We start from the raw sequence: 15,107 nt of genomic DNA, 5'->3' as shown, positions 1-15,107 counted from the left end.
AGCGCTGACCGGCGACGCCGGCGAGGAGGCGGCGACCCCCGATCGGGTGCAGATTCCGGGCGCCAGCGCCCACCTAGCCCGTCGGCGCGAGCGGCACGCGATACAACCGGTCGTCACCGTCACCCGGCGATCCACGCCCGTCGGTGTTGTTCGAGAGCAGCCAGAGCGAGCCGTCGGGGCCGGCGGTGACGTCGCGGATGCGCCCGAGCTCGCCCGCGAACCAGGGAGTCGCGGTGAGTGCGCCGCCGCTCGTCGCAGGGGCCACGATCCAGACGCGTTCGCCGCGCAATGCCGCCAGGAAGAGCGTGTCGCCGATCACCGCGAGCCCGCTCGGACTCGACTCGGAGGTGGACCACTGCGCGACGGGGTCGAGGAATCGCGCGTCGCCGGCCTGGCCCTCGACGATCGGCCAGCCGTAGTTGCCGCCGCGCGAGATGCGGTTCAGCTCGTCCCACGTGTTCTGCCCGAACTCCGCGGCCCACATGTCACCGCGCGCGTCCCACGCGATGCCCTGGGGGTTGCGGTGGCCCAGCGTCCAGACGGCGTTCCCGAAGGGGTTGCCGGGTGCCGCCGCGCCGTCGGGGGTCACCCGCAGGATCTTGCCCGAGAGCGAGGCCGGGTCTTGCGCGGCATCGCGGTTGCCGGCGTCACCGGTCGTGATGTAGAGGAGCCCGTCGGGCCCGAACGCGATTCGGCCGCCGTTGTGGTTGGCTCCGCCCCGCGGGATGCCGGTGACGACGGGCTCCGGCGCGCCGAGGGCGAGCGCACCGGGTGCGCCGGTCAGCGGCATCCGCACGACCCGGTTGTCGGATGCCGCGGTGTGGGCGGCGTAGACGCGATCGGGCCGTTCCCCGTCGCCAGCGAGGAACGCGAGGCCGAGCAGCCCGCCCTCGCCGCCCGACGCGACGCCGGGCACCGTTGCAGCGACCCGAAGTGAACCGTCGGCCAGCACCTCGACGATGTCGCCGCTGTCGCGTTCGCTGACGAGCACGCCGCCGCTCGGCAGCAGCAGGATCGACCACGGCGCGTCGAGGCCCGACGCGATCGCCTCCGGGGTGCCGGCCGGCTGCAGCACGGGAGGCGGGGGAACAGGCGTCGCGGGCGGTGACGCCGACGGCGGTGCATCCGTCGATGCGAGCGGGGTCGGGGTCGGCAGGGGTGGTTCCGGTGTGCAGCCGACGAGGCCGCCCAGCGGCACGACGAGCGCGATCAGGGCGACGGATGCTGCGCGCAGACGCCGCTCGTCTCGAGCATGACTGCGTGGCATCCGACCTCCCCACCCCAGTCTGCGCGAGTCCGCGCCAGAATGGGAGCATGCCCGCCGCGAACGATGGGAACAGCATCGACCTCAACAGCGACCTCGGCGAGTCGTTCGGGGCATGGCGTTTGGGCGACGACGAGGCGATGTTCGCCCTCGTCTCGAGCGCGAACATCGCGTGCGGCTTCCACGCGGGTGATCCGATGACGATGCTCGCGAGCGCTCGGCTCGCCGCCCGCACCGGTGTCGCGCTCGGCGCGCACCCCGGCTATCGCGATCTCGCGGGCTTCGGGCGGCGGGCGCTCGACACGAGCCCTGGCGAGATCGCCGCAGAACTGCTCGCCCAGCTCGGCGCTCTCGACGGACTCGCCCGTGCGGCCGGCACCCGCGTGCGTTATGTGAAGGCGCACGGGGCCCTCTATCACCGGCTCGCGAGCGACGAGTCGGCTGCCCATGCATTCGTCGAGGCCGTCGCCGCCTACGACGCAGCGCTCTCCGTGCTCGGTCCGCCGGGCAGCGCGATCGAACGGGCAGCGGATGCCGCGGGCGTCCGGTACGCCCGCGAGGCGTTCGTCGATCGGGGGTACGTGGCCGACGGCTCCCTCGTGCCCCGAGGGGAGCCGGGTGCGGTGATCGACGATCCCGCCGCGGCATCCGATCGGGCGCTCGAGATCGCACCGGCCGCACAGGGCCTCAGGTACCTCCTCGCGGTGCGCGGTGGCATCGACGAACCCGAGTCGCTCGGCTCACGCTCACGTGACACGCTCGCCGCGATCGGTCCCGACCCGGTCGCCGCGGGTCGTGTGCTCGCGATCGGCGCGGCGCCCGCGGCATCCGTGCCCCTGCTCGACCGCGAAGCGGCATCCCCGCCGCCGACCGGTGCTGTGACGCTCGCCCTCATGCAGGGGCCACGCGCCGATTGGTTCACGCACGGTGCACGCGCGACGCTCTTCGACACCGCATGGCGCGTATCGGAGCAAGCCGACCGGGTCGGCGCCCGCCTCGTCGGTCCCGCACTCGAGCGGCGTGGGCCCGGCGAGCTCGCGAGCGAGGCGACGGTGCCGGGCTCGATCCAGATCGCCGGTGACGGACGGCCGACCATCCTGCTGGCCGATCGCCCGGTCACCGGCGGCTATTCCGTCATCGCGATCGTCGCGCCCGCATCGCTCGATGCCGTCGCGCAATTGCGGCCCGGGCACGAGGTGCGATTCCGTCACGCCTGACATGTGGATACAACTCTTCACATCAGGTGTCAGGCATGGAAGTATCTTCCAAAACGGACCGACTCGGAGGATCAACGATGCCCCTCGACCGCACACCGCCCGCCGCCCAGACTTCGAACCGCGCCCAGAACTCGCCCGCGCTCCACCGCAGGGGGTTCCTCACTCTCGCGGTCGCCGGAGCCGCGGCGTCCGCGTTCACCGTGACCGTCGGCACGCTCGCTGCGCCTCCCGCGATCGCATCGTCCGTGACCGGCGACGCAGCCGCCGGTGCCGAAGCCGCCGCGCCGGCATCCCGCAAGCGCGAGCTCCGCGCGATGTGGATCTCCTCGGTGGTGAACATCGACTGGCCGTCGCGTACCGGACTCACCGCCGACGAGCAGCGCGCCGAGTTCCTGCACTGGCTCGATGTCGCCGAGCAGTTCAACCTCAACGCCGTCTTCGTGCAGGTGCGGCCGACCGCCGACGCGTTCTGGCCGAGCCCGCTCGAACCGTGGTCGCAATACCTCACGGGCGTGCAGGGACAAGACCCCGGCTACGACCCGCTCGCCTTCATCGTCGAAGAGGCGCACCGCCGCAACCTCGAGCTGCACGCCTGGTACAACCCGTACCGCGTCTCGATGGGGGTCGATCCGGCCGCACTCGTGCCCGAGCACCCCGCGCGGGTGCATCCTGAATGGGTCTGGGCGTACGGCGGCAAGCTCTACTTCGATCCCGGACTGCCCGAGGTGCAGGAGCACATCCAGCAGGCGATCCTGCATTCGGTCGAGCACTACGACCTCGACGGCGTGCACTTCGACGATTACTTCTACCCGTACCCGGTGGCCGGGCAGTCCATTCCGGATGCCGCGACCTACGCCGCTCACGGCGCCGGCTTCGACGACATCGCCGCTTGGCGGCGTCACAACGTCGACACCTTCGTGAGCTCCGTCTCGGAGCGCATCAAGGCGCTGAAGCCCTGGGTCAAGTTCGGCATCAGCCCGTTCGGAATCTGGCGCAACATGGCGACCGACCCGCTCGGCTCGGAGACCGGCGGTTCGCAGTCGTACGACCTGCAGTTCGCCGACACCCGCAAGTGGGTGCTCGAGGGCTGGCTCGACTACATCAACCCGCAGATCTACTGGCAGTTCGGCCTCGCGGTCGCCGACTACGCGAAGCTCGTGCCCTGGTGGGCCGATGTCGCCGAGGCATCCGGAACGCACCTCTATATCGGCGAGGCGCTCTACAAGGTGACGTCCGGCGTGTTCACCGACCCCGCCGAATTGTCGAACCACCTCACGTTCGACCGCGAGGTGGACGCCACCCAGGCGCCCGTCCACGGCAACGTGTACTTCTCGGCCAAGCACGTGCCGGCCGACCCGCAGGGCTCGATGTCGCGGGTGCTGGCCGATCACTACTCGCGGCCCGCGATCGTGCCGGCGATGTCGTGGCTGCCCGCGACCGAGGTGCGCACTCCGGTGCTCGCGACAGCGTTTCAGGCCGAGGGCGGGGTCGCGCTGCACTGGCTCGACGCCGGGCCGCCCAGGCGCCGAGCCACCTCGTTCGCGATCTACCGGGTCGACGGTCGCGTCGACGAGATCGACGTCGAGGACGCCGGCAACCTCATCGCGACGGTTCGATCCGCCGACGGCGTGGCGCAGCGATTCATCGACGCGACGGCAGCCGCCGACGTCCGATACAGCTACGCGGTGACCGCGCTCGATCGGGTCTGGAACGAGACGCCGCCGAGCCGGGTGCGCACCACCCGCTGACGGTGAGGGGATGCCGCGTCAGGCGCCGGGCTTCGAGAGGAACACCGACCGGGCGGGCGGGGGCGACGGCACCGCAGTGCCATCCGTCACGACGGGTGCGCCTGCGATGAAGCGCCGGAGTTCGTCGCCGTCGACGAGCTTCGCCGGGGCCGGGTCGCTCGCGAGGCGCCGGGGCAGGCCGTCGAAGGGCAGCTCGTCGTGCGAGGCGTACATCACGATGTTGCCGAACCGGCGACCCTTCAGCATCGAGGTGTCGGCCGCGATCGCGAGGTGCGGGAAGACGTGGGCGAGGGTAGCCGCCTGCGATCGGGCGAACCCGAGGCCGGCGCCGTCGGCTACGTTCACGGCGACGATGCCGCCGGGCGCGAGCCGCGGTGACACGAGCGCATAGAACTCCGCACTCGTGACGTGCGCGGGCGTGCGCGCGCCCGAGAAGATGTCGACGACCGCGATGTCGACGGCGCCGTCAAGTCCGGCAGGCAGCTTCGCGAGCACCTCGCGGGCGTCGCCGTGACGCACCCTCACCTGTGCGCCGCGGGGGAGCGGCAGGTGCTCGCGCACGAGATCGACGAGCTCGGACTCGAGTTCGATCACCTGCTGGCGCGAGCCGGGCCTGGTCTCCGCGACGTACCGCGGCAGGGTGAGTGCGCCGCCGCCGAGGTGCACCGCGGTGATCGGTTGCCGGTCGGGGCGTACGAGGTCGATTGCGTGGCCGATTCGCCGCACGTACTCGAAGCCGAGCCAGTCGGGCCGCTCCAGCTCGACGTGCGATTGCGGCGTGCCATCGACGTAGAGGGTCCACGAGCCCGGCGCTTGGCGCGACTCCTCGAGTCGGGCGAGGTGGCCGCTGACGGCGAGGCGGCGTTCGAGCTCTGACACGGATGCCACGCTACCGCCCGCCGCTGCCGGTTCGTCTCGGTCCGCTCAGCAGGCGCCCCAGAGCGCGGATGCCACGCTTTTGCGCGCCGCCGCCGGTTCGCCAGGCGCCGGTCAGCAGGCATCCCGCTCAGCAGGCGCCCCAGAGTACGAAGTCGAGCCGCGCGCCGTCGAGCACCGCGGCGGGATGCGGGCCGAGCGCGAGCAGCCGCTCGCGGAGCCCATCCGGCAGCGCGCTGGGAGCGGCGACGAGCACGGCGTTGCCCTCCTCCGCGCCCGAGAGCACACCAGGGTCGCCCGCCACGAGGAGCGCAGCCGAAGGATCGGCGCGGCTCACCGCACTCGTCTGGCTCCGCAGGCGGACGAGTCCGGCCGCGTCGGCCACGTTCACGGCGAGCACGCCGCTGGGCGAGGTGAGTCCGAGGCATCCGCTCATGAATGCCCGGGTGTCGACGAATGCGGGTGCTTCCAGCCGGCTGTAGAGATCGACGATGACGAGGTCGAACGGACCGGGCAGGGTGTCGATGACGGATGCCGCGTCGCCGATCACGAACTTGACGCGCGCGTCGGCCGGCAGCGGGAGGCGCGCGAGCACGGTGTCCAGCACTTCGCGGTCGAGCTCGACGACGAGCTGCTCGGAATCGGGCCGGGTCGCCGCCACGTAGCGGGCGAGCGTGAGGGCGCCACCGCCGAGGTGCAGTACGCGAAGCGGGGTACCAGGCGCGGCGAGGGCGTCGACGATGTGACCGATGCGACGCGTGTACTCGAAGAACAATCGGGTCGGATCGACCGCGTCGACGTGCGACTGGGCCGTGCCGTCGACGAGCAGGGTCAAGCCGTTCGACGAGAACACGTCGGCCTCGAATTCGATGCGCGGCTCCATCCACGCATGGTGTCACGGATGCCTCGCACGCCGCCTGGCAGAGGGCCTCGCCCGGTCGGAAACCCGGTGTTGAGTGGACGCGAAATCGGGTTATACCGGAGAATCGCAGACAAATCAAGAATCGACTGGACACGGCGCGCCTGGCGGCATATAGTTAACCTTTGCGCTCCCAGACCCACCATGCCTTCATATTGCGGTCGGCTTCGTGTACGTGTCGAGATTCTGTGCGGTTCACCGCTGGGATATTCGGCCGCATTCGTCTGAGGGGTTCCACTCTCCGCTACCGACAGTGAACCGGCCCGACGGGGCCATGGAGGTTTTTCACTTGGCCGCTGCGCGCAACGCAACCACGCCCACCCCCAAGAACGGACGCGGTGCAAGCCGTCTCTCGTTCGCCAAGGTCACCGATACCCTCACGGTACCCGACCTGCTCGCCCTTCAGACCGAGAGCTTCGATTGGCTCGTCGGCAACGAAGCGTGGAAGACACGCCTCTCTGATGGCAAGGCAGCCGGTCGTGAAGACCTGCCTGAGACCACCGGTCTCGAGGAGATCTTCGAAGAGATCTCCCCGATCGAAGACCTCGGTGAGACCATGCAGCTCTCGTTCACCAACCCTGAGCTCGAGCCTCCGAAGTACACGATCGACGAGTGCAAAGAGAAGTCGAAGACCTTCTCAGCACCGTTGTACGTGAACGCGGAGTTCATGAACCACCTCACGGGTGAGATCAAGACGCAGACCGTCTTCATGGGCGACTTCCCGCTGATGACCCCCAAGGGCACGTTCGTGATCAACGGCACCGAGCGTGTCGTCGTCTCGCAGCTCGTGCGTTCGCCGGGTGTCTACTTCGACCGCACCGCCGAGAAGACCTCTGACAAAGACATCTACTCGGCTCGCGTCATCCCGAGCCGTGGCGCATGGCTCGAGTTCGAGATCGACAAGCGCGACCAGGTCGGCGTTCGCATCGACCGCAAGCGCAAGCAGTCGGTCACGGTGTTCCTCAAGGCCCTCGGCCTGACCTCCGAGGAGATCCTCGAAGAGTTCGCCGGCTACGAGTCCATTGCCCTCACCCTCGAGAAGGACAACATCCTCACGAAGGAAGAGGCGCTCAAGGACATCTACCGCAAGCTCCGTCCGGGCGAGCAGGTCGCTGCCGAGGCCGCGCGTGCGCTCCTCGACAACTTCTACTTCAACCCGAAGCGCTACGACCTCGCCAAGGTCGGCCGGTACAAGATCAACAACAAGCTCGGCCTCGAGGCTCCCCTCACCGACTCGGTGCTGACAGTGCAAGACATCGTCGCAACGATCAAGTACCTCGTCGCCCTGCACGATGAGCGCACCACCCTGCCCGGACGCCGCGCCGGCAAGGCGATCGACCTGCGCCTCGACGTCGACGACATCGACAACTTCGGCAACCGTCGCATCCGCGCCGTGGGCGAGCTCATCCAGAACCAGGTGCGCACCGGCCTCAGCCGCATGGAGCGCGTCGTGCGTGAGCGCATGACGACTCAAGACATCGAGGCGATCACCCCGCAGACCCTGATCAACGTGCGACCCGTCGTCGCTGCGATCAAGGAGTTCTTCGGCACCTCGCAGCTCTCGCAGTTCATGGACCAGAACAACCCGCTCGCGGGTCTGACCCACAAGCGTCGTCTCTCGGCGCTCGGCCCCGGCGGTCTCTCACGTGACCGCGCCGGTGTCGAGGTGCGAGACGTGCACCCCTCGCACTACGGCCGCATGTGCCCGATCGAGACCCCGGAAGGCCCGAACATCGGCCTCATCGGTTCGCTCGCATCGTTCGCGCGCATCAACTCCTTCGGTTTCATCGAGACCCCGTACCGCAAGGTCGTCAAGGGCAAGGTCACCGAGCAGATCGACTACCTCACCGCGATGGAGGAAGAGGACCACATCGTCGCGCAGGCCAACGCCCCGCTGACGAAAGACGCCCACTTCGCCGAAGAGCGCGTGCTCGCCCGCAAGAAGGGTGGCGAGGTCGACCTCTTCCCAGCCGACGAGATCGGCTACATGGACGTCTCGCCGCGCCAGATGGTGTCGGTGGCGACCTCGCTCATCCCGTTCCTCGAGCACGACGACGCGAACCGCGCCCTCATGGGTGCCAACATGCAGCGTCAGGCTGTGCCGCTGCTGCGCAGCGACTCGCCGTTCGTCGGCACCGGCATGGAGGGCTACGCCGCGATCGACGCGGGTGACGTGGTCACCGCCGACAAGTCGGGCGTGGTCACCGAGGTCTCGGCCGACTCGGTCACCGTGCAGCTCGACGAGGGCGGCACGCAGACCTACTTCCTGCGCAAGTTCGACCGCTCCAACCAGGGCACCTCGTACAACAACCGCGTTCTCGTGAACACGGGCGACCGCATCGAGGCCGGCGAGGTCGTCGCCGACGGTCCTGCGACCGACAACGGCGAGCTCGCGCTCGGCAAGAACCTGCTCGTCGCGTTCATGCCGTGGGAGGGTCACAACTTCGAAGACGCGATCATCCTCAGCCAGAACCTGGTGAAAGACGACGTGCTCTCCTCGATCCACATCGAGGAGTACGACGTCGACGCGCGCGACACGAAGCTCGGCAAAGAGGAGATCACCCGTGATCTCCCGAACGTCAGCCCCGACCTGCTCGCCGACCTCGACGAGCGCGGCATCATCCGCATCGGCGCAGAGGTTCGTCCCGGCGACATCCTGGTCGGCAAGGTCACGCCGAAGGGCGAGACCGAGCTGTCGGCCGAAGAGCGACTGCTCCGTGCGATCTTCAACGAGAAGAGCCGTGAGGTTCGCGACACCTCGCTGAAGGTTCCCCACGGTGAGCAGGGCACGATCATCGCCGTCAAGGTGTTCGACTCGCAAGACGGTGACGACGAGCTCGGCTCGGGCGTCAACCAGCGCGTGGTCGTCTACATCGCCCAGAAGCGCAAGATCACCGAAGGCGACAAGCTTGCAGGCCGTCACGGCAACAAGGGCGTCATCTCGAAGATCCTGCCCGTCGAAGACATGCCGTTCCTCGCCGATGGAACTCCCGTCGACGTCATCCTGAACCCGCTCGGCATCCCCGGTCGCATGAACTTCGGCCAGGTGCTGGAGACCCACCTCGGTTGGGTCGCCAAGCAGGGCTGGAAGGTCGAGGGCAACCCGTCGTGGGCCAAGAAGCTCCCGAAGGACGCCCACGACGCCGCGCCCGGCACCAAGGTCGCGACCCCGGTGTTCGACGGTGCGCTCGAGGAGGAGATCGCGGGTCTGCTCGACTCGACGCTCCCCAACCGCGACGGTGAGAGGCTGATCGACTCGAGCGGCAAGACGCAGCTCTACGACGGCCGCTCCGGCGAGCCCTTCCCGTACCCGGTCTCGGTCGGCTACATGTACATCCTGAAGCTGCACCACCTCGTCGACGACAAGATCCACGCGCGTTCGACGGGTCCGTACTCGATGATCACCCAGCAGCCGCTCGGTGGTAAGGCGCAGTTCGGTGGTCAGCGATTCGGTGAGATGGAGGTCTGGGCGCTCCAGGCCTACGGTGCCGCGTACGCACTGCAGGAGCTCCTCACGATCAAGTCCGACGACATCCTCGGCCGCGTCAAGGTGTACGAGGCGATCGTCAAGGGCGAGAACATCCAGGAGCCAGGCATCCCCGAGTCGTTCAAGGTGCTCATGAAAGAGATGCAGTCGCTCTGCCTGAACGTCGAGGTGCTCTCGGCCGATGGCACAGCGGTCTCTCTCCGAGACACCGACGACGAGGCCTTCCGCGCTGCGGAAGAGCTCGGCATCAACATCTCCGCGCGCTTCGAGTCGTCGAACATCGACGAGATCTAAGCCAGGCCAGTAGACGATTCCAGAGACTTTCCAAGGAGAGAAATTGCTCGACGCAACGACTTTTGACGAGCTTCGCATCGGCCTGGCCACCGCAGAGGACATCCGCAAGTGGTCCTACGGTGAGGTCAAGAAGCCAGAAACAATCAACTACCGCACCCTGAAGCCCGAGAAGGACGGTCTGTTCGGTGAACAGATCTTCGGCCCGAGCCGCGACTGGGAGTGCGCCTGCGGCAAGTACAAGCGGGTGCGCTTCAAGGGCATCGTGTGCGAGCGCTGCGGCGTGGAGGTCACCAAGTCCTCCGTGCGTCGTGAGCGCATGGGCCACATCGAGCTCGCCGCTCCGGTCACGCACATCTGGTACTTCAAGGGTGTGCCCAGCCGTCTCGGCTACCTGCTCGACATGGCGCCGAAAGACCTCGAGAAGGTCATCTACTTCGCCGCCTACATGGTCATCGACGTCGACGACGAAGGTCGTCACGCCGACATGCCCGGCCTCGAGAACGAGCTCCGGCTCGAGATCAAGACCATCGGCGACCAGCGCGACGCACGCATCGCGACGCTCATGGTCCGCAAGGAGGAGGAACTCGCCTCCCTCGAGGCCGAAGGCGCCAAGAGCGACCAGAAGAAGCGCGCAGAGGCCGCCGCCGACAAGGAGATGACACAGGTCCGCAAGTCGGGAGACGAGCAGATCGCGCACCTCGAGCGTGTGTGGGAGGACTTCCGCACCCTCAAGGTCGGCGACCTCAAGCCCGAGGACTCGGTGTTCCACGAGCTTCAGGACCGCTTCGGCATGTACTTCGACGCCTACATGGGCGCCGAGGCCATCAAGAAGCGCCTCCTGGCGTTCGACCTGGCCGCCGAGGCCGACGACCTGCGCCTGCAGATCGCCGAGGGCAAGGGCCAGAAGAAGATCCGCGCGATCAAGCGCCTGCGCGTCGTCAGCTCCTTCCTGCAGACCGGCAACTCGCCGGCCGCGATGGTGCTCGACGTCGTGCCGGTCATCCCGCCCGAGCTGCGCCCGATGGTGCAGCTCGACGGTGGCCGCTTCGCGACCTCCGACCTCAACGACCTCTACCGTCGTGTGATCAACCGCAACAACCGCCTGCGTCGTCTGCTCGACCTCGGTGCTCCCGAGATCATCGTGAACAACGAGAAGCGCATGCTGCAAGAGGCGGTCGACGCACTGTTCGACAACGGTCGTCGTGGTCGCCCCGTCACCGGTACCGGCAACCGCGCCCTCAAGTCCCTGAGCGACATGCTCAAGGGCAAGCAGGGTCGCTTCCGCCAGAACCTGCTCGGCAAGCGCGTGGACTACTCGGGCCGTTCGGTCATCGTCGTCGGCCCGCAGCTGAAGCTGCACCAGTGCGGTCTGCCCAAGCAGATGGCACTCGAGCTCTTCAAGCCGTTCGTGATCAAGCGCCTGATCGACCTGAGCCACGCTCAGAACATCAAGGCCGCCAAGCGCATGGTCGAGCGCGCCCGCCCGCAGGTCTGGGACGTGCTCGAGGAGATCATCCGTGAGCGCCCGGTTCTGCTGAACCGTGCACCCACGCTGCACCGCCTCGGCATCCAGGCCTTCGAGCCGCAGCTCGTCGAGGGCAAGGCGATTCAGCTCCACCCGCTCGTGTGTGCTGCGTTCAACGCGGACTTCGACGGCGACCAGATGGCCGTGCACCTTCCCCTCTCGGTGGAGGCGCAGGCCGAGGCCCGCATCCTGATGCTCGCCTCGAACAACATCCTGAAGCCGTCCGACGGCCGTCCGGTGACCCTGCCCACGCAGGACATGATCATCGGCCTGCACCACCTGACGACGGGCAAGCCCGGCGCAGCCGGTGAGGGTCGCGCGTTCTCGTCGATCTCCGAGGCCATCCTCGCGTTCGACCAGAACCGTCCGGGTGAGATCGCGCTCGACCTCGGTGCCACGGTGAGGATCCGTCTCGAGGGGCTGCACTTCGCCGAGGGCGAGACCCCCGAGAACTTCGTGCCGAGCAAGCCGTACCTGCTCGAGACGACCCTCGGACGTGCGCTCTTCAACGAGGCGCTGCCGGTCGACTACCCCTACGTGAACGCGCAGGCGGGCAAGACCCAGATCTCGGAGATCGTCAACGACCTCGCCGAGCGCTACCCGAAGACCGAGGTCGCAGCGACCCTCGACCGAATCAAGGACGCCGGCTTCAAGTGGGCGACCCGTTCGGGCGTGACCGTCGCACTCTCCGACATCCTGACGCCGCCCAACAAGGGCGAGATCGTCTCGAAGTACGAGAAGCAGGCTGCCAAGGTCCAGGGCCAGTTCGAGAAGGGTCTCACGACCGACCTCGAGCGTCGCCAGGAGCTCATCCAGATCTGGACCAAGGCGACCGACGAGGTCGCCAAGGCCATGCAGGAGAACTTCCCGACCGACAACACCATCAACCGCATGGTGACGTCGGGCGCTCGTGGTAACTGGCTGCAGGTGCGCAACATCGCCGGCATGCGAGGCCTCGTGAACAACCCGAAGGGTGAGATCATCCCTCGCCCGATCATCTCGAGCTACCGTGAGGGCCTCTCGGTCGCCGAGTACTTCATCGCGACGCACGGTGCCCGAAAGGGTCTGGCCGACACGGCCCTCCGTACGGCCGACTCGGGTTACCTCACGCGTCGTCTCGTCGACGTCTCGCAAGATGTGATCATCCGCGAAGACGACTGCGGCACGACCAAGGGTCTCGAACTGCCGATCGCGACGACGGATGCTTCGGGGGCGCTCGTGCGCGACCCGAACGTCGAGAACGCGGTCTACGCCCGCAGCCTCGCCGCCGACGCGGTGGACGCGAAGGGCGAGGTCGTCGCCGAGGCCGGTGAAGACGTCGGTGACGTGCTCATCGAAAAGCTCATCGCCGCGGCGGTCGAGACGATCAAGGTGCGCTCCGTGCTCACGTGCGAGTCGGCGGTCGGCGTCTGCGCGAGGTGCTACGGCCGTTCGCTCGCGACGGGCAAGCTCGTCGACATCGGCGAGGCCGTCGGCATCATCGCTGCCCAGTCGATCGGTGAGCCCGGCACGCAGCTGACGATGCGTACCTTCCACACCGGTGGTTCGGCTTCGGCCGACGACATCACGCAGGGTCTTCCCCGCGTGCAGGAGCTCTTCGAGGCTCGTACCCCGAAGGGTGCTTCACCTATCGTCGAGGCCCCTGGTCGCATCACGATCGATGAGACCGATCGGCAGCGCAAGGTCATCCTCACGCCCGACAACGGCGACGAGCCGATCGCGTACAACGTGCTCAAGCGTTCGACTCTCCTGGTCGAAGACGGACAGCACGTCGAGCTCGGTCAGCAGATCATCGTCGGCACCGTCGACCCGAAGGAAGTCCTCAGGGTCAAGGGTGTGCGCGACGTGCAGAAGCACCTCGTCAACGGTGTGCAAGACGTGTACCGCTCGCAGGGCGTGCCGATCCACGACAAGCACATCGAGGTCATCGTGCGCCAGATGCTGCGCAAGGTCACCGTCGTCGACCACGGCGACACCGACCTGTTGCCCGGTGAGCTCGTCGACCGCCTGAAGTACAACGGCATCAACCGTGCCGCGCTGACCGAGGGCAAGAAGACCGCCTCGGCCCGCCAGGAGGTCATGGGCATCACCAAGGCGTCGCTTGCGACCGAGTCGTGGCTGTCGGCCGCGTCCTTCCAGGAGACGACCCGCGTGCTCACGCAGGCCGCCATGGAGGGCAAGTCCGACCCGCTCGTCGGGCTCAAGGAGAACGTCATCATCGGCAAGCTCATCCCCGCCGGCACCGGTCTGCAGAGGTACCGGAACGTCGCGGTCGAGGCCACTGAGGAGGCGAAGGCGGAGCGGTACCCGAACCGTATCTTCACCGACGACGCGGCCTTCACCGAGGGCGACCTGAGCTTCGTCGACTTCGACGCGTTCTCGAGCGACGACTTCACCCCCGGCACGTACAGCTGAACGTGACCGCTCACTGAGCCTGTCGAAGTGAGCACCGAACAGGGCCCCGGAGAAATCCGGGGCCCTGTTTCGTGTCACGACGGTCGCGGCATCCGGTCACCCGGTGAAGCGACGGATGCCGCGGCATCCGCTCAGCCCAAGCGGGTCGCGAGCCACTCGGCCTGACGCTGCCACTGCACGCCCTGCCCGCCTTCGTGCTCGTTGAAGTCGTACTCGACGATGTCGGCGTCGGCCGCGTAGTGGTTGCGCGCGGCATAGACGGTCGACGGCGGGCAGACCGGGTCCATTCCGGCGACGGAGAACAGCGCCGGCGCCGTTGCGCGCTTGGCGAAGTTCACTCCGTCGAAGTACGACAGGGTGCGGAAGGTGCGTTCGGCCGCGCCGCGCTGCACCGAGAGGTAGCGCACGATTTCTTTGTACGGGTCGCGATCGGTCATGCCGACGGCGTGTTCGAAATGGCAGAGGAAGGGCACGTCGGGCATCGCTGCGACGAGACCGTCAGTGAGGCCAGCCGCCGCGATCGCGATGCCGCCGCCCTGGCTGCCGCCGCAGACGGCGACGCGAGTCTCGTCGACTCGGTCGAGGGAGCGGATCGCATCGATGGCGAGCACCGCATCGGTGAACACCCGGCGGTAGTAGTACCCCGTGGGGTCGTCGATGCCTCGGGTCATGAAGCCGGGGAACGAGGGTCCGGTGCCGTGCGGGTCGGGCGTGCCGCCGCCCGTGCCCCAAGCGCTGCCCTGTCCGCGAGTGTCCATGATGAAGTGCGCGTAGCCTGCGCCCGCCCAGGCGAGCCGCTCGTGCGGCAGGCCTCGGCCGCCGCCGTAGCCGTTGTACTCCACCACGGTCGGGAGTGGGCCCTCCGTGCCGGCGGGCACGACGAACCAGCCCAGCACCGGGTCTCCCGCGAAGCCGCTGAAGGTCACGTCGAAGATCTCGAACGAGCTGAGCGGTGAAGCGAGCCGGGTGAGACGCGGCGGCTGGGCGACGGAGCGGGATTCGCCGATGGTCGTCGCCCAGAACTCATCGAAGTCCGCGGGCTCAGCCACCTCCGGTCGATAGTCGCGGAGTTCGTCGAAGGGGCGGTCGAAGCGGGGCACGGTGTCCTTCCGGGTCTGTGGTGGAATCGGTGGTCAGCGTAACGCGCGCCGGTGGCCGACGCAGTACGCGCCAGTGACGCGAGTGGCTTCGCGTGCTACGCAGAGCTCTCAGGCACCCGATGCGTCGTCGAGCGGTCATCCGTCGCGGGCGAGTCGGGGGAGTCGCACTTCCTTCGGGAGGGCATCTGGTCGGACACGCGTTGGTCGAACGTCGCCGCAGACGGATACACGCATGACATCGTCGCCACGATCTTCGACTGAG

General features: G+C 67.9%; 9 protein-coding genes. 5 read left to right on the top strand and 4 right to left on the bottom strand.

Annotated features, from left to right (window positions below; genetic code table 11):
* Positions 1-73: 73 nt before the first annotated feature.
* Positions 74-1,267: a PQQ-dependent sugar dehydrogenase gene (locus AC1C2U_RS17420; RefSeq protein ID WP_495363027.1), complete on the bottom strand. Its 1,194-nt coding sequence runs from the start codon at positions 1,265-1,267 to the stop codon at positions 74-76.
* A 47-nt stretch (positions 1,268-1,314) separates the two neighbouring features.
* Between AC1C2U_RS17420 and pxpA the strand changes: the two genes are divergently transcribed.
* Entirely contained in the window at positions 1,315-2,481 is a 1,167-nt protein-coding gene (pxpA, locus tag AC1C2U_RS17415) for a 5-oxoprolinase subunit PxpA (protein ID WP_495363026.1), read from the top strand.
* A 77-nt stretch (positions 2,482-2,558) separates the two neighbouring features.
* On the top strand, positions 2,559-4,229 hold the full coding sequence (locus AC1C2U_RS17410) for a glycoside hydrolase family 10-like protein (RefSeq protein ID WP_495363025.1): 1,671 nt from the start codon (positions 2,559-2,561) through the stop codon (positions 4,227-4,229).
* 18 nt (positions 4,230-4,247) lie between these two features.
* On the opposite strand, the gene AC1C2U_RS17405 is transcribed toward AC1C2U_RS17410, so the two are convergent.
* Positions 4,248-5,108 carry a spermidine synthase gene (locus tag AC1C2U_RS17405; protein WP_495363024.1) on the bottom strand — a complete coding sequence of 287 codons (861 nt, stop codon included), beginning with the start codon at positions 5,106-5,108 and terminating at the stop codon, positions 4,248-4,250.
* Positions 5,109-5,235: 127 nt separating this feature from the next.
* Entirely contained in the window at positions 5,236-5,988 is a 753-nt protein-coding gene (locus tag AC1C2U_RS17400) for a spermidine synthase (RefSeq protein WP_495363023.1), read from the bottom strand.
* Between the two features lie 325 nt (positions 5,989-6,313).
* Here AC1C2U_RS17400 and rpoB point away from each other — a divergent pair, with 325 nt between their 5' ends.
* Both rpoB and rpoC read left to right on the top strand, forming a co-directional pair.
* Entirely contained in the window at positions 6,314-9,805 is a 3,492-nt protein-coding gene (gene rpoB / locus AC1C2U_RS17395; RefSeq protein WP_495363022.1) for a DNA-directed RNA polymerase subunit beta, read from the top strand.
* Between the two features lie 43 nt (positions 9,806-9,848).
* The gene (gene rpoC, locus AC1C2U_RS17390; protein ID WP_495363021.1) at positions 9,849-13,745 is read left to right on the top strand and encodes a DNA-directed RNA polymerase subunit beta'; all 3,897 of its coding nucleotides are present in this window, start codon (positions 9,849-9,851) and stop codon (positions 13,743-13,745) included.
* Between the two features lie 131 nt (positions 13,746-13,876).
* Here the strand turns inward: rpoC and AC1C2U_RS17385 are convergent, their stop codons facing one another.
* Positions 13,877-14,845, bottom strand: a complete 969-nt coding sequence (locus tag AC1C2U_RS17385) for an acetylxylan esterase (protein ID WP_495363020.1) — start codon at positions 14,843-14,845, stop codon at positions 13,877-13,879.
* A gap of 51 nt (positions 14,846-14,896) precedes the next feature.
* Between AC1C2U_RS17385 and AC1C2U_RS17380 the strand changes: the two genes are divergently transcribed.
* Entirely contained in the window at positions 14,897-15,106 is a 210-nt protein-coding gene (locus AC1C2U_RS17380; RefSeq protein ID WP_495363019.1) for a hypothetical protein, read from the top strand.
* Position 15,107 lies beyond the last annotated feature (1 nt).

Source organism: Agromyces sp. Y575 (assembly GCF_059445445.1).
The sequence above is the reverse complement of the archived record's forward strand: the minus strand, read 5'-3'. Positions and strand labels throughout refer to the sequence as shown.